Here is a 24,045-nt window from a genome sequence, read left to right as displayed (position 1 = left end):
GGGTGGAGTCTTATGAACGTATTGGTCGTCGGCCGAGGTGGCCGGGAACACAGCCTTGTGCAAAAATTCGCAGAAAGTGATCAGGTGGAACGCATTTTCGCTGCCCCTGGAAACGCAGGGATGAGTCAGATGGCTGAATGCATCGATACGAGCGAGCAGGATTTTGGCGGGCTGGTTGCTTTTGCCCGGGAAAACAATGTGGGACTGACCGTGGTAGGACCGGAAAACCCTTTGCTTGATGGTTTAGTGGATGCTTTCCAGGAAGCGGAGCTGCCGGTGTTTGGTCCGTCCAAAGCGGCTGCTCTTATCGAAGGAAGCAAGCATTTTGCTAAGCAGCTCATGCACAAATATGGGGTTGCGACGGCTGGATATCAAGCCTTCTCAGATGTGGGAGCCGCTCAAGCGTATATTCGAGAAAAAGGCGCACCGATTGTCGTGAAGGCAGACGGTCTGGCGGCAGGAAAAGGTGTCGTCGTAGCTGAAACCGTAGACGAGGCGTTAGCAGCAGCAGAAGATATGCTTGAAAATGGGCAGTTCGGCGATGCGAGCCGGGAGATCGTCGTAGAAGAGTTTTTGGCAGGGGAGGAGTTTTCGTTAATGGCATTTGTGAATGGTACGAATGTCTATCCGATGATCCCTGCGAAAGACCATAAGCGGGCCTATGATGGAGATCAAGGTCCGAATACAGGCGGTATGGGTGCCTTCGCTCCTGTGCAGGCATTGAATAATTGGTCATACGTGTTCGCTGTCGAATCGATCGTCAAACCGGTAGCCGAAGCAATGGTGGAGGAAGGGCGTCCGTTTACAGGGATCTTGTATGCGGGACTGATCGAAACATCGGATGGTCCGAAGGTGATCGAGTTCAACGCGCGATTTGGAGACCCTGAAACGCAAGTGGTTTTACCTCTACTGAAAAATGACCTTGTACAAGTAATGATGGATGTGCTGAATGGGAAGAATCCTGACCTGACATGGTCGGAGGAAGTTTGTGCGGGAGTTGTCGTTGCTTCCGAGGGCTATCCGGGAGCCTATGAAAAAGGGCGTCCGTTACCTGAAGTGGAAATGGATGAAGACGGTTTTGTCGTCCATGCGGGGACAGCCTGGGAAGACGGGAAGTATGTATCCAGCGGCGGACGCGTCCTCTTAATTGGAAATAAAGGAAAAGACTTGCCGCAAGCGCTGGACCGTACGTATCAATCGCTCCGCCCATTTGAGAATCATGGCGACTTTTTCTATCGAAGAGATATCGGACGCTCATCAGTCTCTTCGGCGGCTTCGCATGCCGACATAGAATAAAGCGGCAATTGAACCGATGATGGTGACGATGACGAAACCGACGTCTGTGAAGTACTCCATAAAATCCATATGATTCATCCTTTTGAAGAAAGAGCGGGGCATCCCGCTCTTTTTGGTTATTGAAATTTATCAATCAAAATCTAGATAGATCGGTGATCGGTTACACTTTATTTTTATCGGCCCAACTTTTCATATACCGACGGAACAAGAAAATCATCGGCAGAAACATGCCGTACACCTCCGCGTTTATTGGTCCTGCGGAATATTCTGCTGCCAGCTTTGCTCGATGCCGTCTTTTTCTGTAGACATCTCTTCATAGACGGCTGTCAAAGGACAGAAGCGTACAATTCCTTCCGCAACCTTCAATGCAGATAACATGATCAGAAGCGGGTGGGAAGAATCGCACTCTCTGCGTGCACCGCGGATCGTCAAATAGGTCAGCATACTAAGACCTGCGGTGATGCGGACCATACTGTTGATGATTCCGATATTCGGTTTCATTGTGCTTCCTCCTTACCAGAATGGAATATCCTGTGTTACCATAGAACATAATGATCTCAGGGAGGTACGCTCCATGAACGAAACACGTTTCCGTTGGCGGAACCGTCAGCTGCGTGAACATGCAGCCATCATTGATGGTAAAACGGCGCCGACGAAATTAATCAAAAATACAACTTACTTGAATGTTTACTTGAAGAAATGGATGCATGGCCACATTTGGTTGTATGATGATCGCATCATATACACCGGCCAAGAGCTTCCTTCCCATACAGAAGGCACGGATATCATTGATGGCTCAGACAGTTATATTGTGCCTGGCTACGTTGAACCGCATGCCCACCCATTTCAGTTATATAATCCCCAGAGCTTTGCAGAATATGCGGCAGAGACAGGGACGACAACGCTCGTCAACGATAACTTGATGTGGCTTTTTTTAACGGAAAAAGAGAAAGCGTTTTCTTTATTGGAAGAATTCATGGATCTGCCGGCAACGATGTACTGGTGGGCCCGTTTTGACCCGCAGTCCGTGCTTCGGGATGAAGATCGTCATGCATTCGATTCACAGATTCCGGACTGGATCAGTCATGATGCGGTGATTCAGGGCGGGGAGCTGACCGCATGGCCGGATGTCCTTCATCATGGAGACGAGCAAATTCTACATTTTATGCAGGAGACCAAACGCTCTAGAAAGCCTTTGGAAGCTCACCTTCCGGGTGCTTCCGAACAGACGCTTGTGAAAATGCGCCTGCTCGGCATGGATTCAGAGCATGAATCGATGACGGCTGATGATGTACTGAAACGTTTGGAAATCGGTTATCATACGGGGTTGCGCTATTCATCCATCCGCCCGGATCTTCCGGATATTTTACAGGGGCTTGTTGAAAAAGGGCACACCCACTTCGACCACATGATGTACACAACAGATGGGTCGACGCCTGGCTTTTATCGTGAAGGACTGATCAATCCATGTATTCAAATCGCATTGGATGCGGGCGTCCCGGACATTGATGCGTACATGATGGCTACGTACCACGCGGCTCGTCATTTTGGAATCGAGAATCGTGTAGGAAGCTTGAATGCCGGGCGCGTCGCTCATCTGAACTTTTTATCCGACCCGAAAGATCCGATGCCGCACTCCGTCATCGCTAAAGGGGAGTGGACAAAGCGTGATGGTGAAGTTTTGAAAAAAGTAACACCGATCCAATGGGAAAAAAATGGTGTGAAGCCGCTTGATCTCGATTGGGAAGTGACGGAAGCGGATATGCAGTTCTCCATGCCGATCGGTCTTGAGATGGTGAATGATGTCATCATGAAACCATATGCCATCGACACGGACGTTTCCACCGACCGGCTGAGTGAGGACAATAAAGAATCCTACCTCATGCTGATAGACCGGGAAGGAGAATGGATGGTCAATACGATGCTGAAAGGATTTACACAGACCTTAGGCGGCCTCGTCAGCTCTTACAGCAATACAGGGGATATCATATTGACAGGAAAATCACGTAAAGATATGGAGAAGGCTTTTCAGCGCATGAAGGAAATCGGTGGTGGGATTGTGCTGGTCAATGAAGGGCAAGTCCTTTATGAACTGCCATTGTCCCTTGGTGGTGTGATGGCCGATCTGCCGATGAAAGAGCTCATGGAGGAAGAAGCGAAACTAAAAGAATGCCTGCTACAGCATGGGTTTACGTTCAATGACCCCGTCTATACGCTTCTTTTCTTATCGTCCATGCATCTGCCATTCATCCGGATTACTCCGCTTGGAATTATGGACGTGAAGAAGAAAGAGGTACTCTTTCCTTCAATAATGCGTTAAAATAAAAGAGGGAATACAGATTAAGGGAAGTGCTGTTATTGAGAAAGCTTACATTCTTCAGCTTGCTTATCGTCCTTTCACTCACTGCTTGTAATGAGAAAGCAGGGGCCGCACAACCTGAAGAAACGAAAGAGAAAGAAACAGCGGTCGAAGAACAAATAGAGATAGAAGAGAACATGACCGTTGATGAAAAGGAAGAAACCGAACAAGCCTATACAGAAACGTTTCCACTGACGGGCGAACCGACGGCTGATAAACCAGACCATCGTGCCTTGTCTGTCATGGTGAACAACCACCCGAGAGCGAGACCTCAATCAGGGTTGAGTCAGGCCGACATCGTCTATGAAGTTTTGGCAGAGGGGCAGATCACACGCTTCCTCGCTTTGTTCCATAGTGAGATTCCTGATACAATAGGTCCGGTAAGAAGTGCACGTCCATACTATTTCGAAATCGCTGATGGATTTGATGCGTTTTATACGTACCACGGTGCGTCGACAGCCATTAATCAAAAAGTAGCCAGCAGCGGTGTCGATTATTTGGATGGAGCGATGTATGATAACAACGGCTGGTTATTTGAACGGTCCTCTGATCGTGCAGCTCCTCACAATTCTTATCTTCTAACAAAAGGAATCGAGCAGGAGGCTGCAACTAAAGGCTATGATGCTGAAGGGGCACCTGAAGCGCTGCCTTTTACTAAGAAAGACTCCTTCGCTGGAACCCCGGTGGATGACGTCCAGATCACTTACGGCAGTCGAACGAATGTGAGCTTTACGTATGATTCTGAGAACAGTCAGTTTTTGCGTTCCAGTGATGGAGAGCCGACCATCGACCGTCTGAATGAAGAACGTGTAGCCGTAGAGAATGTCTGGATCATAGAAACAGACCACCGGATTATCGATAACGCCGGCCGTCGTGACATTGATCTCACATCAGGCGGGAACGGGTATCTTTTACAAAACGGACAAATGAAAGAAGTGGAGTGGAAGAACGTCGATGGACGTTTGCTTCCCTATAAAGACGGCAGCCCTCTGGCATTTACGCCCGGGAAGACCTGGGTGAACATCATTCCAGGAAACGCCGCAGTAGAAACGGAGTAAGGAGGGAAAAGGCATGCAGATCGATAAATTGAGAGGAAAGACGCTCGATCAACTGTTTGAAGCGGTTTTATCTTTGCAAAGTGTAGAAGAATGCTATGAATTCTTTGATGATCTCGCGACGATGAATGAAGTCCAATCACTCGCTCAGCGACTGGAAGTAGCGCGCATGCTGCGCGAAGGCTTCACTTATCATAAAATTGAAACGGAAACAGGTGCTTCGACAGCGACGATTTCCCGTGTGAAACGCTGCTTGAATTATGGCAATGACGCTTATACACAAGCGCTTGACCGTGTCCAAGCGAAGCAAACTGAATAAGTGATGAGAGGCTGCCACTGTGGGCAGTCTTTTTTTGTTGGCGAAGGTGGAAGACTTCCATGATTCTAAGAGAATACGGACAGGCATAGGCTAGTACTATGGAAGGGGAGCTGTCCGATGAAAACGATGTTGAAAAAAGGCGCTATGATCATTCTCGGCAGTATGATACTTTCACTCGGCATCAACTTTTTCCTGATTCCGGATCATGTGTTAGATGGAGGCATTATCGGGATCGGGATGATCGCCAATTACATATGGGGACTTGAAGTAGGACTGACGATCATCTGTTTCAGCATTCCGATCTTTACGCTTGCCTGGTTCTTTTACCGTTCCTATTTCTACAACAGTCTGCACGGATTGTTGATCTCTTCTTTTTTCATTGATGTTCTTCAAGGGTTACGGGTCCATCACCTGCCGCTCGATCCAGCGATCAGCTCTATTATTGGAGGGGCGCTTGTAGGTGGAGGGATTGGATTGATGCTGCGGGTCCATACAAGCACGGGCGGAACCGACCTCCTCGCCCAAATGATCGCCGATTGGTGCAAAGTAAATGTCGGCTTCGTCATCCTCGCGATCGACGCTCTTGTCATCGGTGCCAGTGGCTACCTGTTCTCACTAGAAACCCTCATGCTCTCCGCTATCACCATCCTAAGTGTCGGGCTCGTCACCATGACCTTCACATCCACCCGCCTCCTCCCCGAACAGCCATCGTGACCTGGGAATATATGTATGACCTGGTCATCTATAATTTTACAGCACTAGAACTAAAAGCCCGCCTCTCTTATGAGCGAGAGAGGACGGGCTTTTGTGTGTTTACAATTTATGGTGTACCAGGTCATACATATATTTCCACAACCCTCCACAACCTCTTCTTATCATGGTCGTAGATTTGTTTGGGTGTGCCCCTCAACCCGGGGATGAAAATTTGCTATAATGGGTAGATGGATAACTGTTGTTTTGGAGGACGGAAATGTACAATATAAGCGAGTGGGATCATGTGTTCAAGCTTGATCCGAATAAGACGATCACAGACGCAGACTTAGAGAAGATATGCACATCAGGGACAGATGCGATCATCGTCGGCGGCACAGACGGCGTCACGTTCGAAAACGTGACGGATTTACAGGAACGCATCGAAGCATACGATACCAGCTTTGTGCTGGAAGTGTCGGATATTGAAGCGATTGCGCCCGGCTTTGATGCTTATTTCATCCCTCTGGTCCTGAACAGTGGACATAAAAAATGGTTGATTGATGTGCAGCACCAGGCGATTAAAGAGTATGCAGATGTGATCGAGTGGCAGGATATGCTGACGGAAGGATATTGTGTACTGAACCCTGAAGCGAAGGTGTTCAAACGAACCGATTGCTCATTTCCGGATCATGCCGATGTCCTTGCCTATGCCCGGATGGCGGAACATATCTTCCGACTCCCTGTCTTTTACATGGAATACAGTGGTACATACGGGAACCCCGGCTTGGTTAGAGACGTGGCCCGTGAATTGAAAAATACATCTCTCGTCTACGGCGGAGGCATCCGTTCGGAAGAACAGGCGGCAGAAATGGCGGCCTATGCAGATGTCATCGTTGTCGGCAATGTGATTTATGATAACCTAGAGGTTGCTCTTAAAACGGTCGAAGCCGTTAAATCAATGAAGATGAAGGATGGTGGACCCTCATGACACAGGCATTGAACGCATTGATTCAAGGCTTGAATACAGAACAACGAGAAGCGGTGACCCACACAGAAGGCCCGCTGCTCATCATGGCAGGTGCCGGAAGTGGTAAAACACGTGTACTGACACACCGCATCGCCTATCTCCTTAGTGAAAAAGATGTTGCGCCACGGAATATATTAGCGATTACGTTTACAAATAAAGCGGCACGCGAAATGAAGGAGCGTGTCGAATCTCTGGTCGGCAAAGACGGAGAAAAAATCTGGATGTCCACGTTCCACTCGATGTGTGTACGAATTCTGAGACGTGACATTGACCGGATCGGTTATGACCGCAACTTTTCGATCCTCGATTCGAGCGATCAGCTTTCTGTCATTAAACAAGTGTTGAAAGAGATCAATCTTGATCCGAAAAAATGGGACCCTCGTGCGATGCTCGGTGCCATCAGTAATTCGAAGAACGAATTGATGACGGCAGAGGATTATGAAAAACAGGCGAACAACATGCACGAAGAACAAATCGCCCAAATCTATAAAGGCTATCAAAAGAAACTTCGCAAAAATCAGTCGCTCGATTTCGATGACTTGATTATGCAGACACTGAGACTTTTCGATGAAGTGCCGGAAGTGCTGGAATCCTACCAGCGCCGTTTCCAGTATATTCACGTCGATGAGTATCAGGATACGAACCATGCCCAGTATCAACTCGTCAAACATTTGGCGAGCCGTTACCAGAACCTATGCGTCGTTGGTGATTCCGACCAGTCGATTTATGCATGGCGGGGAGCGGACATTCAAAACATCCTGAACTTTGAAAGTGACTACCCGAAAGCACGTACGATTCTGCTTGAGCAGAACTACCGCTCAACGGAATTAATCCTGGACGCTGCCAATAACGTCATTGATAAAAACAGCGGCCGTAAGCCGAAGCGTCTTTGGACAGACAACAAAGGTGGAGAGAAGATTCATTACCACCAGGCAGGCACGGAACGTGAAGAAGGTCTTTTTGTTACAGATAAAATTGAAGACCTCGTTCGCCAAGGAAAGTTCCGCTACCAGGATGTTGCGATCTTGTACCGTACGAACGCGCAGTCCCGTACGATTGAGGAAACGTTCGTCAAAGCAGGGGTCCCGTACCAGATGATCGGTGGGACGAAGTTCTATGATCGTAAAGAGATTAAGGACATGCTTGCTTACCTGCGTCTCATCGCAAACCCGAACGACGACTTAAGCTTCCAGCGTGTCGTCAACGAACCGAAGCGCGGGGTCGGAAAAACGAGTATGGATAAGATGCTTGCGTATGCCGCAGATCATGACATTTCCTTATACGAAGCCGCTGCTGAAGTCGATTTCGTCGGCGTCAGCGCAAAAGCAGCGAAAGCGATTATGAGCTTCCGTAAAATGATTCAGACTTGGGCCGAACAGCAGGAATTCCTTTCTGCGACGGATATGGTACAGGAAGTCATTGATAAAACAGGCTATGAAGAGATGCTGATGAACGAGAAGAGCATCGAAGCGCAAAGCCGTCTGGAAAACATTGAAGAATTCAAATCCGTTACGAAGAACTTTGAAGAAAATGCGGAAGATAAGACACTGGTCGCTTTCTTGACCGACCTTGCTTTGATTGCGGATATTGATTCTATGAATGAAGACCCTAGTAGTGACGACACGGTTACGTTGATGACACTGCACTCAGCGAAGGGGCTTGAGTTCCCGGTTGTTTTCCTTATTGGTATGGAAGAGAACGTCTTCCCGCATAGTCGTGCGCTTATGGATGAAGAGGAAATGGAAGAAGAACGCCGTCTTGCTTATGTCGGGATCACCCGTGCAGAGAAAGAGCTGTTTATTTCCCACGCGAAAATGCGTACCCTCTACGGCCGTACGAACATGAATCCGATTAGCCGCTTTATCCATGAAATTCCGGAAGAGCTCATACAAGGCAAAGAACAGAAAGAAGAGCTGCCATTCTTTAATAAAAAACGGGAAAGCACGCCGTTCGGCACGAAGCCTCAAGCCGCTCCGAAAAAACGGGCCGCGAAGAAGCCTGAGAAAAAATCTTCAGGCGGCGAGAAAATCGGCTGGCAGCCCGGGGACAAAGCGCAGCACAAGAAGTGGGGCGAAGGTACGGTCGTCAAAGTGCAGGGCGAAGGAGATGCGATGGAACTCGATATCGCCTTCCCGGCACCGACAGGCATCAAACGCCTGCTTGCCCGTTTTGCTCCGATTACGAAAGCGTAAGGAAGTGGATGGATATGAACGCAACGGAAGCTAAGCAAAAGATCGAAACACTCAGACAGGACCTTGAGCAGTACAGCTATGAATACCACACGCTCGATGATCCGAGTGTTTCGGACTATGAATATGATAAAAAAATGCAGGAATTGATCAAGCTTGAAGAAGAATACCCGGACTTGCAGACGCCGGACTCGCCATCCCAGCGGGTCGGCGGCAAGCCTCTGGACGCTTTTGTTAAAGTGCAGCACGACATCCCGATGCTCAGCCTCGGCAATGCTTTTAATGATGAGGAACTGCGCGACTTCGACCGTCGTGTCAAAAATGGCACCGATGCAGAGGTCAATTACGTATGTGAACTGAAAATCGACGGCCTTGCGGTTTCTTTGAAATATGAAGATGGGATCTTCGTGCGGGGAGCGACGCGTGGAGATGGGACGACAGGGGAAGACATTACGAAAAACCTGCGGACCATCCGAAACATCCCTCTTCGCTTGAAAGAGCCGGTGACCGTCGAAGTCCGCGGTGAAGCATATATGCCGAAGAAGTCGTTCATGGCATTGAATGAAGCGAAAGAATCAAATGGGGAGGAGCCTTTTGCCAACCCACGTAACGCTGCTGCTGGTTCCTTAAGGCAGCTGGATCCGAAAATCGCAGCCAAGCGTAACCTGGATATTTTCCTTTACGGCATCGGTGTGTGGGAGAACGATCCGACAGAAGCCCACAGTGAACGCCTGGAAAAAATGAAAGAGCTCGGATTGAAAACCAATCCGGAATGGAAAAAGTGTAACGATATCGAAGAGGTCATCGACTATGTGAATAGCTGGGTCGAACACCGTGCCGATCTTGATTATGAGATTGACGGGATTGTCATCAAAGTGGACAGCCTTGATCAACAGGAAGACTTAGGCTTTACTGCGAAAAGTCCGCGCTGGGCAACGGCCTACAAGTTCCCGGCAGAAGAAGCGATCACGAAGCTGAAGGACATTGAACTCAGTGTCGGCCGTACAGGTGCCGTGACACCGACAGCAATTCTTGATCCTGTCAAAGTGGCAGGAACGACGGTCCAGCGTGCGTCCTTGCATAATGAAGATTTGATCATCGAAAAAGATATCCGTATCGGAGACACGGTCGTCATCAAGAAAGCCGGAGACATCATCCCTGAAGTTGTCCGTGTTGTTGAAGATCAGCGGACTGGCGAGGAAGAGCCGTACCGCATGCCGGAAGAATGTCCGGAATGTGGCAGCCAGCTCGTCCGTCTTGATGAAGAAGTCGCTTTACGCTGTGTGAACCCGAACTGCCCGGCTCAACTACGGGAAGGCTTGATCCATTTCGTTTCAAGGAATGCGATGGATATTGAAGGTCTTGGGGAAAAAGTGATCGCCCAACTGTTCCAGGAAAACTTGATTCACACGATCGCAGACTTGTATAAGCTCGACCGTGAAGAGCTGCTGCAGCTTGACCGTATGGGTGAAAAATCAGTGGAGAACCTTTTGAATGCGATTGAAGCTTCAAAGGAGAATTCCCTCGAACGGCTGCTGTTCGGTCTTGGGGTGCGTTACGTCGGTTCGAAAGCGGCGAGCACGCTTGCGCAGCATTTTGAACATATGGACGCGCTCGTCGAAGCAGATGCCGCTGCGCTTGAAGCCATTCCTGAAATCGGCAGCAAGATGGCCGAATCGATCGCCAGCTACTTTGATGAAGACCAGGTCATCCAGTTATTGGAAGAGTTGAAGCAGCTCGGACTGAACATGGAATATAAGGGTGCGAAGAAGAGCGATCAGCCGGTCGATTCTCCTTTCAGTGATAAGACTGTAGTCCTTACAGGGAAAATGGAAGAATACAGCCGTTCGGAAATGAAGAAAATGATCGAGGAACTTGGCGGGAAAGTGACAGGAAGTGTCAGTAAGAAAACCGACCTTCTCATCGCTGGCGAAGACGCCGGTTCCAAGTACACGAAAGCATCAGACTTGGGGATTGAAATCTGGGATGAAGAGCAGTTCAAAAACGCTCTATCCTGATATGTCGAACGTTTTATGGTTATACAAGAGGAGCCGGAGCGTGAGAGAACATACACGCTCCGGCTGGTCTCATTAAGGGAGTGGAAAGCATGAGGAAGATGCACGCACTGTTGCTTAGTTCACTGCTCGTTGTAAGCGCGTGTACGCCCGTTTTTGACAACAGAGAAGAAGTCATACAAGAAACGAAAGACGAAAAAAATAACCAATCCGCCATCATTCCGAACTACAACATGTCGGACCAGGACTACCGGATGATCCTGACAGAGAGCAGCCCGAAGGTTTCAACCGCCCGTGCTGTGACGACGAACCAGATGGGGAACCGGATGGACATCGATGAATTTGAAAGCGGCCTGCGCCGTCATTCTAAAGAATACTTCGATCCGGACAAATACTTCTTCCAGCCCGGCCAATACTTAGATGGAGATACGCTCCTTACATGGTTGGGGCGTGATGGAAATGTGCAGGTAGATGAAGATCAGGATCCGGAAGAAGTAGAAGATGGATTGAATCCTGAATTGAATGAGGACGAAGCAACAGAGGAAGATTTCCGTGAGAGCCCCCGCTATATTTCCAACATCATAGAACAGAATTACTTAGTTCGAAAAAATGAAAATAAGGTGGAACTGAGTGGGTTAACCATCGGAATTTCCTTACGAACGGTATATAATTTCACGGTAGAAGGAAAAAGCTTATCCGAAGATCATTCGACGGAGGAGCTCCTCAAAAAAGGAAAAGAATATGCGGATGAAATATTAGAAAGAATTCGTAAAAGAGAAGAGCTCAATGATGTTCCTGTCGTCTTTGCCTTATATGAAGAAGAGGAAGCGAGCTCGAAAGTTCCAGGTAAGTTTTTAAGTAAAGCGTACGTCAAAGGGTCTGACATGACCGTCAATGGTTGGGATCGTATCGAAGAAAAACACGTCCTGTTTCCTTCCAAGGAAGCAGAGGAGGACCACTTCGATGATGCGCAGATCTTTAACGACTTTAGAAAAGAAGTATCCGACTACTTCCCGAACTTTGTGGGGATGATCGCGAATGGGTTTTATGTGAATAATGAACTTCGCGAAGTATCGATTGAAATACCGATCCAGTTCCAATCCGAATCGGAAGTTGTCGGCTTCACGCAATATGTGTACAGTCTTGTAAACGAAATGTTTGCAGATCATTATAATGTCCAAGTGAATATCCACAGCATGGATGAACCGGAGAGTCTGATTGTCAAAAAAGCCGGCGAGCAGGAACCTTTCGTTCATGTTTACGAATAACAAAAAGACCGCAGGGCCTCTAACCTATGCGGTCTTTGTTATTAAACATAATGGCAGGATTATGGAAGACTTGATTTCGAGATTTTTGGTGATTGGATAGGGGCTGCGGGGAATGACTCGCTTTCCGCGGGAGCGCGGTGAGCCTCCTCGGACTGCGTCCTGTGGGGTCTTACCCTGCACTTTTTTCCTCTTCGATATCCGGTTCCGGCACCTAGCGGCTAGTGAGACTTCCCTCGCTTCTGTACGATAAGTCAACATCGAATCGCTCCGCTCTTCGTGTTTCCTTTATCTCCTCCAGCTCAGTCCAGTCCATACGCCGCTGATCGAGGCGCCTGCACACTTAAGTTAGGAGTCTCGCCATTCCCCTCCGCCCCTTTTCTATATCAGTGCCTCGAAACCACTTCCCGAATAATCTGCTACTTAGTTTGATGGGAGTATAAGGATAAAACTTCTATGCTCAGGTATTAAAATCCTGAAAGCTTGATAAAGAGCGTTTTATGCCTCAATCGGAATAGCGGAAAACAATCCAACTTGGTATAGGAGTTCGTTTCTCACCAGTATCGAATGGGGTGGTGGGGAAGCCGCGAGACTTCCGTGGGAGAAAGGAGATAGGCGAGATCCCACAGGGCCTTAGCCCGAGGAAGCTCGCCACTCCCCCACAGGAAAGCGAGCTGCTTCCCAACCACCCCTGACACCCAATATGGTAAACGGAGCCCGGTTATCTCCAAACTGAGTCTTCAACAAACGAGAGCTTTCTTAATGAGGCGTGGTGAAGGGAAGTGTAATTTCGACAAAAGTAGAAAAATGTTGAGGGATTTTGATGAAATACGCAAATGTTTGGACTAAGTTCTACACAGTAGAATATTTGCGAAAAAATAAGCCTCAATCGTTTGAACTAGTTGCGTAGTTACGATAGAATAGTTTTGGAAACGCTTAATGTGGTAATTTTCAAAATATTACATAGCGTCACCCATTTTACTTTTCAAGGAGGCGGTTTTTCATGGTAGTCCCTTACAAACACGAACCATTTACTGATTTCACAGTGGAAGAAAATCGGAAAGCTCTGCAGGCGGCGATCAAGCAGGTAGAAGCGGACCTTGGAAAAGAGTACCCTCTCATCATCGGCGGGGAGAGAATTGTGACGGATGACAAGATCAAGGTCGTCAATCCGGCTAACAAGAAAGAAGTCATCGGCTATGTATCGAAGGCGAACCAGGATCTGGCTGAGAAAGCTCACCAGGTGGCAGATGAAACGTTTGACTGGTGGAGAAAAACGAAAGCGAAGTTCCGTGCGGACATCCTTTTCCGTGCTGCAGCGATCGTTCGTCGTCGTAAGCATGAGTTTACGGCACACCTCGTCAAAGAAGGCGGGAAGCCATGGAAAGAGGCGGATGCGGATACAGCGGAAGCGATCGACTTCATGGAGTATTATGGGCGACAAATGCTTGAAATTGACAAAGGCGTGGAAATCAATTCCCGTCCGATTGAAAACAACCGTTTCCATTATATTCCTCTTGGAGTAGGGGTTGTTATTTCCCCATGGAACTTCCTTTTTGCCATCATGTGTGGAACGACGGTTGCTGCTATGGTATCCGGGAACACGGTTCTTCTGAAACCGGCGAGTGCGACTCCGATCATCGCCTATAAGATGATGGAAGTGCTGGAAGAAGCGGGCTTGCCGAAAGGGGTTATCAACTATATCCCTGGAAGCGGAAAGGAAGTCGGCGACTATCTTGTCGATCATCCTCGTACGCGTTTTATCAGCTTTACAGGTTCACGTGAAGTCGGTACCCGTTTATTCGAGCGTGCGGCAAAAGTTCACGAAGGTCAAAAATGGTTGAAGCGTACCATCATTGAAATGGGCGGGAAAGATACGATTGTCGTCGACAACGATTCTGATCTCGAGCTTGCGGCTGATGCGATTACGTACTCGGCTTTCGGTTTTTCCGGACAGAAGTGCTCCGCATGTTCGCGTGTCATTGCTCATGAAGATGTGTATGATGAGCTGCTGGATCGAGTCGTTCAGAAGACAAAGGAACAGGTCAACTATGGTGATCCAACCGATAACAGCAACTACATGGGACCGGTGATCGACCAAGGCGCTTATGATAAGATCATGAGTTATATCGGAATTGGTAAGGAAGAAGGAAGGTTGATGACAGGTGGAAAAGGAGACGACAGCAAAGGCTGGTTCGTCGCACCGACTGTTTTTGCTGACCTTGCTCCGGATGCACGTCTCATGCAGGAGGAAATCTTCGGTCCTGTCGTAGGCTTTACGAAGGCGAAATCTTTTGATGAGGCGATCAAATTCGCAAACAATACGGAATACGGTTTAACTGGGGCTGTGATTTCCAACAATCGCGAGCATATTGAAAAAGCACGCGAAGACTTCCATGTCGGTAATTTGTACTTCAACCGCGGGTGCACGGCAGCAATCGTAGGTTATCATCCATTCGGTGGCTTCATCATGTCAGGAACGGATTCAAAAGCCGGTGGTCCTGATTACCTTATTCATCATATGCAAGGAAAAACAACGTCTGAAATGCTGTAATAGAACGACCAAAAAATCCCTCATCCACATGTATGTGGAAAGGGATTTTTTCATGAAAAATGGAACATACTAACGCTGTCGGGAAAAGGGAACATTTCCCCATTTTTCTATGAGCTCGAAAAGTTTTTAAAATAAATTTTGTGAATGAATATCATAAAAATGTCACATATATGTATTTTTATACTATATGAACGAATAAGTATTCAATTATGACCTATTCACACAATTTTTGCAATGTTCGTATAAAAGTTATATGATATAGTTGTACCTGTGTTTGGTTTTTTTAAGTCAATATGACTTAAGAACCATGCGTCGGTACGACTTGCATAGGATTGTATAAACCAACATTTGGGAGGTGGAAATGTGTTTGAACTCGCTACTGCAACATCAGCATCCATCGCTGGAGCAACATGGTTCTGGTTATTTGTACCAATGCCAATTTTAATCATTCTATCTATCATTACACTATTCACTGAGAGGAGCGAATAACAAAACATGAGTACTGCTACGTTAATAACGTTTATTGTCTATTTAATCGGTATGCTGGGAATCGGTTTTGCTGCATATCGTCTTACAAGTGATTTATCTGACTATGTCTTAGGTGGTCGTCGTTTAGGTCCAGGAGTTGCCGCACTATCTGCCGGTGCATCCGACATGAGTGGTTGGTTGCTGCTTGGTTTACCTGGTGCGATTTACGCTGGAGGACTATCCGCAGCTTGGATCGGTGTCGGTCTAGCTATTGGTGCATACTTAAACTGGCAGTTCGTCGCACGCCGACTTCGTGTATTTACGGAGATTGCAAATGACTCGATTACTGTTCCAGACTATCTTGAGAACCGCTTCCGTGACCATTCCCACGTGTTACGTGTCATTTCTGCAGCTGTCATTCTTTTATTCTTCACCTTCTATACATCTTCCGGTATGGTTGCCGGTGCGAAGCTGTTTGAAGCTTCCTTTGCTTTGAGCTATACACAAGCTCTATGGTTAGGTGCAATTGTTACTATTTCTTACACTTTCTTAGGTGGATTCCTAGCCGTAAGTTGGACAGACTTTGTTCAAGGTATCCTGATGTTCTTCGCCTTAATCGCTGTGCCGATTGTTGCGATTACTGAACTTGGTGGTTGGAATGCTGCGACAGACGCAGTTGCCCAAATCGACCCATCTCACTTGAACATGGTTCAAGGTGTCGGTGCCCTTGCGATTCTATCTTCTCTTGCATGGGGACTTGGTTACTTCGGTCAGCCGCACATCCTTGTGCGTTTCATGGCTCTACGTTCTCCTAAGGACGTTCCAAAAGCACGTTTGATTGGTATTGGCTGGATGGTTCTAGGTCTTTACGGTGCCATCTTCACAGGTCTATTCGGACTTGCTTACATCAACACAGCAGATGTAGCTGATCTTTCTACCTTTAATGCAGAAGTGATGACAGAAGGCGGCATCCAGATGCTTGTCGACTCTGAGAAAATTTTCATTACGTTCTCTCAAATCCTGTTCCACCCTGTCATTGCCGGTATCCTACTAGCAGCGATCCTTTCTGCTATCATGAGTACCATTGACTCTCAGTTGCTTGTATCTTCTTCTGCACTGGCAGAGGACTTCTATAAAGCACTGTTCCGTCAGAACGCGACTGAAAAAGAATTGGTATGGGTTGGTCGTGCTGCCGTAGCCGGTATCGCCTTGATCGCCGTGCTTCTAGCAGGTAACCCGGACAGTACCGTTCTTGGTCTTGTATCCTACGCATGGGCAGGTTTCGGTGCCGCATTCGGTCCCGTTATCATTCTGTCCCTATTCTGGAAAGGCATCACACGTAATGGTGCGCTTGCCGGAATCATCGTCGGTGCCGTTACCGTTGTCATTTGGGGAGACTTCCTGAGTGGCGGATTCTTCGACCTTTATGAAATCGTACCTGGTTTCATCCTAGGTGGACTTGTCGCTATTCTTGTCAGTCTTTCTGGTACACCACCGAAAGATATTGCTGAAGAATTCGATAAAGTTACGAAAATGTAAGAAGTTCTTCATTACAAAATTCCCGGTCTCTTGGCCGGGAATTTTTTTGTTTTTATAAGAAAGAGGATGATTTATATCAGATTTCGAATGGAAGGTCAGAAAATTCCTTGCTGATGGCTTGATTTCCTTAGTTCCTTTCCCAGATCGGTTCCTTTAATTTGTTAAATGAAATCAGCGTGTATTGGATTACTGTATTCACAACACCTCCAGTTAGAATGCCGCCTTATCTTACCGTAGTTTCGAGAATTACTCTTTCATGTGGTGGTTGGGAAAAGGGGGAGACTCCTGTGGGAAGTGCGTAGTAGATGAGACCCCGGAGAGCTTCAGCTCGAGGAGGCTCATCACTCGCCCACGGAAAGGGAGCCTTTTTCCCAGCCACCACATCCACTTACAAAGTCTCGGAACTAACCCTTCCAAATAAGGGAGCTTTCACGATAAGACAGCGCCCTTCTGATGTGTTAAACTAAAAAAGGTGTATCCGTACGTTGAAAATGGATTCTGATATTTGGTATGATCATATATTATGTGAGATCGAAATGGAGGTCGCATTATGTCCAGAATTAGCAAAGAGGAAGTGAAGCACGTCGCGAATCTCGCGCGCCTTGCGATCACGGAAGAAGAAGCAACGACATTCACGAAGCAGCTTGATGACATCATCACGTATGCCGAACAGTTGAATGAATTAGATACAACAGGCGTCGAGCCTACGACCCACGTTCTCGACTTGAAGAACGTCATGCGTAAGGACGAGCCGAAGAAATGGATTTCTCAGCATGATGCACTGAAAAATGCACCGGACAAGCAGGATGGACAGTTTAAAGTGCCATCCGTATTGGAATAAGGAGGTTTGACGATGTCTTTATTTGACTATACATTACGTGAGCTTCAAGAGAAGCTACATAACAAAGAGATTTCCGTCACGGACTTAGTGGAGGAGTCTTACAAGCGTATCGAAGAAGTGGATGAAGAAGTCCAGGCTTTCATCACGCTGAACAAAGAAGCAGCCACGAAGCAGGCAGCAGAGCTTGATCAGGAGCGAGGCAACGACGATGCGAAGCTTTTCGGTCTGCCGATCGGTGTGAAAGACAACATCGTAACAAAAGGACTGCGTACAACTGCAGGAAGCCAGATTCTCTCTAACCTGGATGATCCTTTGTATGACGCGACCGTTGTCAACAAACTGAATGACGCCAAGTCCGTTACCATCGGAAAATTGAACATGGATGAATTCGCGATGGGTTCTTCCAACGAAAACTCCAGCTACGCAGCGGCTCGTAACCCTTGGAATACCGATTACGTTCCAGGCGGATCCAGTGGTGGTTCTGCAGCAGCTGTAGCCGCAGGAGAAGTTCCTTACTCCCTCGGTTCTGATACAGGTGGTTCGATCCGTCAGCCAGCCGCTTATTGTGGTGTGGTCGGATTGAAGCCGACATACGGTCGTGTGTCCCGTTTCGGACTCATCGCGTTCGCCTCTTCTCTTGACCAGATCGGACCGATTACTCGCAGTGTCGAAGACAACGCGTTCTTACTTGAGACGATTGCTGGTCATGACAAGATGGACTCTACTTCTGCCAACGTTGAAGTGCCGAAGTACACAGAGTCTCTAACTGGTGATGTGAAAGGCATGAAGATCGGTGTACCGAAAGAATACCTTTCTGAAGGGGTTTCTGAAGAAGTAAAAGAAGCGGTCAAAGCTGCTCTTAAAGAATATGAAAAAATGGGAGCGACGTGGGAAGAAGTTTCTCTTCCTCACTCCAAGTACGCGCTATCCACGTACTACCTGATTTCGTCTTCAGAAGCATCTGCGAACCTGGCCCGTTTTGACGGTGTCCGTTATGGTAAGCGTGCCGAAGATGCGAAAAACATGCTCGATATGTTCATGCGTTCCCGCGCCGAAGGTTTCGGTGACGAAGTGAAGCGCCGCATCATGCTTGGAACCTTCGCGCTGAGCTCTGGTTACTACGATGCATACTACAAGAAAGCCCAGCAGGTTCGTACATTGATCAAGAACGACTTTGAAAAAGTGTTCGAAGACTACGATGTCATCATCGGGCCGACAACACCGACACCTGCCTTCAAAGTAGGGGACAAAGTCGACGATCCAATGACGATGTATGCGAACGATATTTTGACGATTCCGGTTAACCTTGCAGGCGTACCAGGAATCTCCATCCCTTGCGGTTTCTCTGGAGACGGTCTGCCGATCGGCCTTCAGATCATTGGAAAACACTTTGAGGAAGGTACTGTTTACCGTGCCGCTCATGCCTTCGAACAGGCGACTGATTATCATAAACAACGCCCGTCCCTTGGAGGTGCGCGCTAATGAACTTTGAAACGATTATCGGACTTGAAGTCCACGTAGAATTAAAAACAGACTCGAAAATTTTCAGCCCGTCTCCGAACATGTTCGGAGATGATCCGAATACGAACGTAAACCCGATCGACCTTGGGTACCCAGGTGTGCTGCCGGTGTTGAACGAAGAAGCCGTAAACTTTGCGATGAAAGCATCGATGGCATTGAACTGTGACATCGCAACAGACACGAAGTTCGACCGTAAAAACTATTTCTATCCGGACAACCCGAAAGCATATCAGATTTCCCAGTTTGATAAGCCGATCGGTGAAAATGGCTACATCGATATCGAAGTCGATGGCAAGAAGAAGCGTATCGGAATTACCCGTCTTCACATGGAAGAAGATGCAGGTAAGCTGACACACAGCGATGACGGATATTCCCTTGTCGACTATAACCGTCAAGGAACGCCGCTTGTTGAGATCGTATCTGAGCCGGACATCCGTTCACCGAAAGAAGCATACGCGTACTTGGAAGCCTTGAAAAACATCATCCAGTACACAGGCGTTTCTGACTGTAAGATGGAAGAAGGTTCCCTACGTTGTGACGCCAACCTTTCCATACGTCCGATCGGTCAGGAAGAGTTCGGTACGAAGACAGAGCTTAAGAACTTGAACTCCTTCTCCTTTGTACAAAAAGGACTGGAATTCGAAGAGAAGCGTCAGCAGAAAGAATTGCTTTCCGGAGGAGAAATCCTTCAGGAAACTCGTCGTTACGACGAGCAGACGAAAGAAACAATTCTGATGCGTGTCAAAGAAGGTTCTGACGACTATCGTTACTTCCCAGAACCGGATCTTGTGCCTCTACACATCGATGAAGCTTGGAAAGAACGTATCCGTGCCGAAATTCCTGAGCTTCCAGATGCCCGTAAGAAGCGCTACATCGAAGAACTGAAGCTCCCAGAATACGATGCGATGGTTCTTACAAACAACAAAGAGCTTTCTGATTTCTTCGAAGAAACCATTGCCGAAGGAGCGGACATCAAGCAGGTATCCAACTGGTTGATGGGTGAGGTTTCTGCTTACATGAACAAGCACTATAAAGAACTTCATGAGCTTGAGCTGACACCTGCTTCTCTTGCGAAGATGATCCAGTTGATCGAAGACGGAACGATTAGTTCCAAGATCGCGAAGAAAGTCTTCACAGAGCTGGTAGAAAAAGGCGGCGATCCTGAGAAAATCGTTAAGGATAAAGGACTTGTTCAGATTTCCGACGAAGGACAGCTGACCGAAATCGTCGTCGGCATCATGGACAACAACCCGCAGTCCATCGAAGACTTCAAGAACGGAAAAGACAAAGCCCTTGGATTCCTTGTCGGTCAGGTGATGAAAGAAACCAAAGGACAAGCGAACCCGCCGATGGTCAACAAGATCATCCTTGCAGAAATGGAAAAGCGCTAAACGCTTGAATAATAAGGAAAGCACGCACTTGCTGGTGCGTGCTTTCGTATGGTTTAGGACTTGCCATCATATACTATAGAAATGGTTTGCAAATCCAGGAAAAAGCGCTATGATGTAGAATGGAACATGCTTGGATAGAAAAGGGGGTCATACACGATGAAAAGTGCCCGAATTATATATAACCCGACCTCTGGAAGAGAAGTCATACGCAAGGTTCTCCCGGACATTTTGCAACGGTTCGAACAGTCCGGTTATGAAACCTCCACTCACGCCACAACATGTGCGGGTGACGCCGTCAAAGCAGCAGAATACGCCGTCGATCGTGAATTCGATCTCGTTGTCGCTGCAGGGGGAGACGGAACCATCAATGAAGTGATCAACGGACTTGCCGAAAAACCACACAAACCGAAAGTCGGCATCATTCCAGTCGGGACAACGAACGATTTCGCCCGTGCCTTACACGTGCCTAGAAACATTCATAAAGCGGTGGATATCATTCTGGAAGGCTACAGCCATCCGCTCGATATCGGCCGTGTCAACGACCAATATTTCATGAACATCGCCGGTGGCGGTAAAATAACCGAAATCTCTTACGAAGTACCAAGTAAGCTGAAAACAATGATTGGGCAACTCGCCTATTACTTAAAAGGTATTGAGATGCTGCCATCCATTCGTCCGACTTATGTCGAGATGGAGTATGACGGCAAATGGTATGAAGGCGAGATCATGCTTTTCCTCGTCAGTAACACCAACTCTGTCGGCGGCCTTGAAAAACTGGCACCTTCTGCCCGTATGGATGACGGACTTTTCGACCTGATGATCATTGAAAAAATGAACATCGCAGAATTCGTCCGTTTAGCGACACTTGCCATCCAGGGCAACCACTTGAATCATCCGAAATTCATCCACACGACCGCAAGCCGTGTGAAAGTGAAGACAGATGAAAAGATGCAGTTGAATATTGACGGGGAATTCGGTGGATTATTGCCCGGGGAATTTGTCAATTTATACAGACATCTGGACTTTTATGTTCCAGAAGATAAATTTAAAGAAGAAGAAGCTGACGAAGAAGAATAATGGGGAGCGCTGCTGTGTGAGACAGTGGCGTTCTTTTGTTTTGTTTAAGGGGAGTACATAGCCTACCGGGTCGACTTCACATTTATGACCTCGAGCAGCTACCCGGGGCGACTCCGAACTTAGAGATATGATAAACTACGGTTAGAGTATATAGATAAAGGACGGATGAACAATGGCGAAACCGAAACCGCCGGTACAGAAGAACGAGACGATTGAACTGAGCTTTGAAGATTTGACTCACGAAGGCAATGGGGTAGGGAAAGTCGATGGCTATCCACTTTTCGTACCGTATGGCCTTCCGGGTGAAAAGGCCGAAGTGAAAGTCGTCAAAGTGAAAAAGAACTTCGGCTTTGGCAAGCTGGTGAAAGTGACAGAAGCAAGTGAAGACCGCGTTGAGCCGCCATGTGATGTTTTCTACCAGTGCGGCGGCTGTCAGCTTCAGCACATGAGTTATCAAATGCAGCTCGATATGAAACAGAAGCAAGTGAAAGACAACATGAAGAAAATCGGTCATCTCGAACATGTCCCTGTCCACCCGACTATCGGCATGGAGGATCCATGGCGTTACCGGAACAAAGTACAAATTCCTGTCGGGCAGAAAGAAGACGGCGAATTGATGACTGGCTTCTATCAGAAGCGAAGCCACAACATCATCGACATGGACACATGCCTGATCCAGGACGAAATGAACGATCGCATGGTCGAAACCGTCCGCCGCATCGCATCTAAACATGGTATAGATGCCTATGATGAACAGACTCATCGCGGCGTGCTGAGACACATCATGGTCCGTACCGGTCAGAATACGAAGGACATCATGATCGTTCTTGTCACGAAGACGAAAAAGCTTCCGCACAAAGATAAAATGATCGATGAGATCCGTGATGCTTTTCCAAACGTGAAATCAATCGTCCATAACGTGAACAGTGCGAAAACAAATGTCATCCTTGGAAAAGAAACGAACATTATCTGGGGCGATGAGTACATTTATGACACGATCGGCGATATCCGATTCATGATCTCACCGAAGTCGTTCTACCAGGTCAATCCGACCCAGACGAAGAAACTTTATGACCAGGCGCTGGACTATGCGGATTTAAGAGGTGGGGAGACCGTCATTGACGCTTACTGCGGTATTGGAACCATTTCCTTGTTCCTCGCTCAAAAAGCGAAGAAAGTGTACGGCGTAGAAATCGTTCCTGAAGCGGTTACTGATGCGAAAAAGAATGCGCGTCTGAACAAGATGGAAAACGCAGAATTCTATGTCGGACAAGCAGAAGAGCTTATGCCTTGGTGGCGTAACCAAGGGCTGCGTCCGGATGTGATTGTCGTCGATCCTCCACGTAAAGGTTGTGACGAAGAGCTGTTGAAGGCGATGCTGGATATGGAACCGGAGCGTATTGTCTATGTTTCCTGTAATCCGTCGACGCTTGCTCGTGATCTTCGTATTTTAGAAGATGGTGGGTATGAGACGAAGGAAGTCCAGCCTGTTGACATGTTCCCACAGACAAGTCACGTAGAGTGTGTGACATGGTTAGAGAAGAAAGAAAAGTAAATCTCAGTAGTATTTCTTAAGGGAGTTTTTGAAGTGGAAGCGAACAAAATGTGGTTGTCGTTACCAAAGGATTTTAGAAAAGAACTGATAGCCAATGTCTACTGTACAAACTGTAGTGATATGGTCACAATCACTGACTTCATCATCGTTGATCATCCTATGGGTGTTATGTTGGATGGCAAATGCGAAAACTGTGGCAGTAAAGTAGCGAGAGTAGTGGAGATGGATGAATGAAGTGAAAGTGAATTCTTAAGCCGATAAGTGACCGGTTGTTGTGTTGGGAGGTAACCACACAACAACCGTCTTTTTTTTACATGTTATATTCTTTGAAGTGCAGGGTAACTTTATATAGGAAGTGTAGTCCCATTCTTATAAAAAAGAATCGTGATAGAGTAATACGCTTAGGTGAATGAGGGCACTTAATTAAGGGTATAGATAAGGAAACCCTTGGCCAGAATCTTGACACCAACGAAAGCGAAACTACAAAAACTACATTACATTCACTCACTAGGAAGGGGAATTTCTCATGGCTGATGAAAATATAAGCAAAGGTTTAGTAGATGCTGCGTTTAAAAAGAAAGAATCAGAAGAACAAGAGGAAGTAAAAGAAGAGGAAAAAGCGACCGTAGGCGATATTATAACTTTCCAAAAAGACGGCCAACAGTTTGAAGCTGTCGTAACTTCTGCTAATTTACAAAACTCGGTTGTTTGCGATATGACCATTATGGATGATTTCCACGAACGCAATTTAGATTTCGAAAAAACCGTAGTTGCTCATACAAACTACAGCATTAAAAAACGTCGCGACGTGTAAGGTCAACAATAGTAATATATAAATCATAGCTATTCTTCTATAACTAAACGAGCAAAAAACACATTTC

20 protein-coding genes are annotated in these 24,045 nt (G+C 47.2%); 18 read left to right on the top strand and 2 right to left on the bottom strand.

The window, feature by feature from the left end; genetic code table 11:
* Positions 1–12: 12 nt before the first annotated feature.
* The gene (purD, locus tag ACQ4XT_RS02045) at positions 13–1,296 is read left to right on the top strand and encodes a phosphoribosylamine--glycine ligase (RefSeq protein ID WP_446852289.1); all 1,284 of its coding nucleotides are present in this window, start codon (positions 13–15) and stop codon (positions 1,294–1,296) included.
* Here the strand turns inward: purD and ACQ4XT_RS02040 are convergent.
* Positions 1,258–1,374, bottom strand: a complete 117-nt coding sequence (locus tag ACQ4XT_RS02040; RefSeq protein ID WP_446852288.1) for an EYxxD motif small membrane protein — start codon at positions 1,372–1,374, stop codon at positions 1,258–1,260. The genes purD and ACQ4XT_RS02040 overlap by 39 nt on opposite strands.
* A 168-nt stretch (positions 1,375–1,542) precedes the next feature.
* Positions 1,543–1,797, bottom strand: a complete 255-nt coding sequence (locus tag ACQ4XT_RS02035; protein WP_115823670.1) for a YgaP family membrane protein — start codon at positions 1,795–1,797, stop codon at positions 1,543–1,545.
* 73 nt (positions 1,798–1,870) lie between these two features.
* On the opposite strand from ACQ4XT_RS02035, the gene ACQ4XT_RS02030 reads away from it, so the two are divergent.
* The 17 genes from ACQ4XT_RS02030 to ACQ4XT_RS01950 all read left to right on the top strand — a co-directional run bounded on the left by ACQ4XT_RS02030 (position 1,871) and on the right by ACQ4XT_RS01950 (position 23,978).
* A complete protein-coding gene (locus tag ACQ4XT_RS02030) occupies positions 1,871–3,616 on the top strand; it encodes an adenine deaminase C-terminal domain-containing protein (protein WP_446852287.1) in 1,746 nt (581 codons plus the stop codon).
* A 29-nt stretch (positions 3,617–3,645) separates the two neighbouring features.
* The gene (locus ACQ4XT_RS02025; protein ID WP_446852286.1) at positions 3,646–4,713 is read left to right on the top strand and encodes a DUF3048 domain-containing protein; all 1,068 of its coding nucleotides are present in this window, start codon (positions 3,646–3,648) and stop codon (positions 4,711–4,713) included.
* Between the two features lie 13 nt (positions 4,714–4,726).
* Positions 4,727–5,029, top strand: coding sequence for a YerC/YecD family TrpR-related protein (locus ACQ4XT_RS02020; protein WP_089651501.1), 303 nt, complete (start codon positions 4,727–4,729; stop codon positions 5,027–5,029).
* Between the two features lie 126 nt (positions 5,030–5,155).
* On the top strand, positions 5,156–5,743 hold the full coding sequence (locus ACQ4XT_RS02015) for a YitT family protein (protein WP_446855553.1): 588 nt from the start codon (positions 5,156–5,158) through the stop codon (positions 5,741–5,743).
* A 256-nt stretch (positions 5,744–5,999) separates the two neighbouring features.
* Positions 6,000–6,710 carry a heptaprenylglyceryl phosphate synthase gene (pcrB, locus tag ACQ4XT_RS02010; protein ID WP_446852285.1) on the top strand — a complete coding sequence of 237 codons (711 nt, stop codon included), beginning with the start codon at positions 6,000–6,002 and terminating at the stop codon, positions 6,708–6,710.
* The gene (pcrA, locus tag ACQ4XT_RS02005) at positions 6,707–8,941 is read left to right on the top strand and encodes a DNA helicase PcrA (RefSeq protein WP_446852284.1); all 2,235 of its coding nucleotides are present in this window, start codon (positions 6,707–6,709) and stop codon (positions 8,939–8,941) included. The genes pcrB and pcrA overlap by 4 nt, the downstream gene beginning before the upstream one ends.
* 14 nt (positions 8,942–8,955) lie before the next feature.
* Positions 8,956–10,956, top strand: a complete 2,001-nt coding sequence (ligA, locus tag ACQ4XT_RS02000; protein ID WP_446852283.1) for an NAD-dependent DNA ligase LigA — start codon at positions 8,956–8,958, stop codon at positions 10,954–10,956.
* 89 nt (positions 10,957–11,045) lie between these two features.
* A complete protein-coding gene (locus tag ACQ4XT_RS01995) occupies positions 11,046–12,221 on the top strand; it encodes a CamS family sex pheromone protein (RefSeq protein WP_446852282.1) in 1,176 nt (391 codons plus the stop codon).
* A gap of 1,000 nt (positions 12,222–13,221) precedes the next feature.
* A complete protein-coding gene (gene pruA / locus ACQ4XT_RS01990) occupies positions 13,222–14,772 on the top strand; it encodes an L-glutamate gamma-semialdehyde dehydrogenase (RefSeq protein WP_446852281.1) in 1,551 nt (516 codons plus the stop codon).
* Between the two features lie 495 nt (positions 14,773–15,267).
* A complete protein-coding gene (gene putP / locus ACQ4XT_RS01985) occupies positions 15,268–16,779 on the top strand; it encodes a sodium/proline symporter PutP (RefSeq protein WP_160916099.1) in 1,512 nt (503 codons plus the stop codon).
* A gap of 550 nt (positions 16,780–17,329) precedes the next feature.
* The gene (gene gatC / locus ACQ4XT_RS01980) at positions 17,330–17,620 is read left to right on the top strand and encodes an Asp-tRNA(Asn)/Glu-tRNA(Gln) amidotransferase subunit GatC (protein WP_446852280.1); all 291 of its coding nucleotides are present in this window, start codon (positions 17,330–17,332) and stop codon (positions 17,618–17,620) included.
* Positions 17,621–17,632: 12 nt separating this feature from the next.
* Positions 17,633–19,102 carry an Asp-tRNA(Asn)/Glu-tRNA(Gln) amidotransferase subunit GatA gene (gene gatA, locus ACQ4XT_RS01975; RefSeq protein ID WP_446852279.1) on the top strand — a complete coding sequence of 490 codons (1,470 nt, stop codon included), beginning with the start codon at positions 17,633–17,635 and terminating at the stop codon, positions 19,100–19,102.
* Positions 19,102–20,532: an Asp-tRNA(Asn)/Glu-tRNA(Gln) amidotransferase subunit GatB gene (gene gatB / locus ACQ4XT_RS01970; protein WP_394219494.1), complete on the top strand. Its 1,431-nt coding sequence runs from the start codon at positions 19,102–19,104 to the stop codon at positions 20,530–20,532. The genes gatA and gatB overlap by 1 nt, the downstream gene beginning before the upstream one ends.
* Positions 20,533–20,688: 156 nt before the next feature.
* Positions 20,689–21,609 (top strand): diacylglycerol kinase, encoded by a 921-nt coding sequence (locus tag ACQ4XT_RS01965; RefSeq protein WP_446852278.1) that lies wholly within the window; start codon positions 20,689–20,691, stop codon positions 21,607–21,609.
* A gap of 172 nt (positions 21,610–21,781) precedes the next feature.
* Complete coding sequence (gene rlmD / locus ACQ4XT_RS01960; RefSeq protein WP_446852277.1) at positions 21,782–23,164, top strand: 23S rRNA (uracil(1939)-C(5))-methyltransferase RlmD; 1,383 nt, start codon at positions 21,782–21,784, stop codon at positions 23,162–23,164.
* A gap of 48 nt (positions 23,165–23,212) precedes the next feature.
* Positions 23,213–23,398 (top strand): hypothetical protein, encoded by a 186-nt coding sequence (locus tag ACQ4XT_RS01955; protein ID WP_446852276.1) that lies wholly within the window; start codon positions 23,213–23,215, stop codon positions 23,396–23,398.
* A 292-nt stretch (positions 23,399–23,690) separates the two neighbouring features.
* Positions 23,691–23,978, top strand: coding sequence for a YkvS family protein (locus ACQ4XT_RS01950; protein WP_160913950.1), 288 nt, complete (start codon positions 23,691–23,693; stop codon positions 23,976–23,978).
* Positions 23,979–24,045: the final 67 nt, after the last annotated feature.

This window comes from Halobacillus sp. 12SKB (assembly GCF_052941655.1).
This window is presented reverse-complemented; position numbering and strand designations above follow the sequence as displayed.

Coding starts and splice junctions, on each gene's coding strand:
- purD (WP_446852289.1), top strand. CDS start 13: ATGAACGTATTGGTCGTCGGCCGAGGTGGCCGGGAACACAGCCTTGTG.
- ACQ4XT_RS02035 (WP_115823670.1), bottom strand. CDS start 1,797: ATGAAACCGAATATCGGAATCATCAACAGTATGGTCCGCATCACCGCA.
- ACQ4XT_RS02020 (WP_089651501.1), top strand. CDS start 4,727: ATGCAGATCGATAAATTGAGAGGAAAGACGCTCGATCAACTGTTTGAA.
- pcrA (WP_446852284.1), top strand. CDS start 6,707: ATGACACAGGCATTGAACGCATTGATTCAAGGCTTGAATACAGAACAA.
- ACQ4XT_RS01950 (WP_160913950.1), top strand. CDS start 23,691: ATGGCTGATGAAAATATAAGCAAAGGTTTAGTAGATGCTGCGTTTAAA.
- gatB (WP_394219494.1), top strand. CDS start 19,102: ATGAACTTTGAAACGATTATCGGACTTGAAGTCCACGTAGAATTAAAA.
- gatC (WP_446852280.1), top strand. CDS start 17,330: ATGTCCAGAATTAGCAAAGAGGAAGTGAAGCACGTCGCGAATCTCGCG.
- pruA (WP_446852281.1), top strand. CDS start 13,222: ATGGTAGTCCCTTACAAACACGAACCATTTACTGATTTCACAGTGGAA.
- gatA (WP_446852279.1), top strand. CDS start 17,633: ATGTCTTTATTTGACTATACATTACGTGAGCTTCAAGAGAAGCTACAT.
- ACQ4XT_RS02030 (WP_446852287.1), top strand. CDS start 1,871: ATGAACGAAACACGTTTCCGTTGGCGGAACCGTCAGCTGCGTGAACAT.
- ACQ4XT_RS01955 (WP_446852276.1), top strand. CDS start 23,213: ATGTGGTTGTCGTTACCAAAGGATTTTAGAAAAGAACTGATAGCCAAT.
- ACQ4XT_RS01995 (WP_446852282.1), top strand. CDS start 11,046: ATGAGGAAGATGCACGCACTGTTGCTTAGTTCACTGCTCGTTGTAAGC.
- ACQ4XT_RS01965 (WP_446852278.1), top strand. CDS start 20,689: ATGAAAAGTGCCCGAATTATATATAACCCGACCTCTGGAAGAGAAGTC.
- ACQ4XT_RS02015 (WP_446855553.1), top strand. CDS start 5,156: ATGTTGAAAAAAGGCGCTATGATCATTCTCGGCAGTATGATACTTTCA.
- rlmD (WP_446852277.1), top strand. CDS start 21,782: ATGGCGAAACCGAAACCGCCGGTACAGAAGAACGAGACGATTGAACTG.
- putP (WP_160916099.1), top strand. CDS start 15,268: ATGAGTACTGCTACGTTAATAACGTTTATTGTCTATTTAATCGGTATG.
- ACQ4XT_RS02040 (WP_446852288.1), bottom strand. CDS start 1,374: ATGAATCATATGGATTTTATGGAGTACTTCACAGACGTCGGTTTCGTC.
- pcrB (WP_446852285.1), top strand. CDS start 6,000: ATGTACAATATAAGCGAGTGGGATCATGTGTTCAAGCTTGATCCGAAT.
- ligA (WP_446852283.1), top strand. CDS start 8,956: ATGAACGCAACGGAAGCTAAGCAAAAGATCGAAACACTCAGACAGGAC.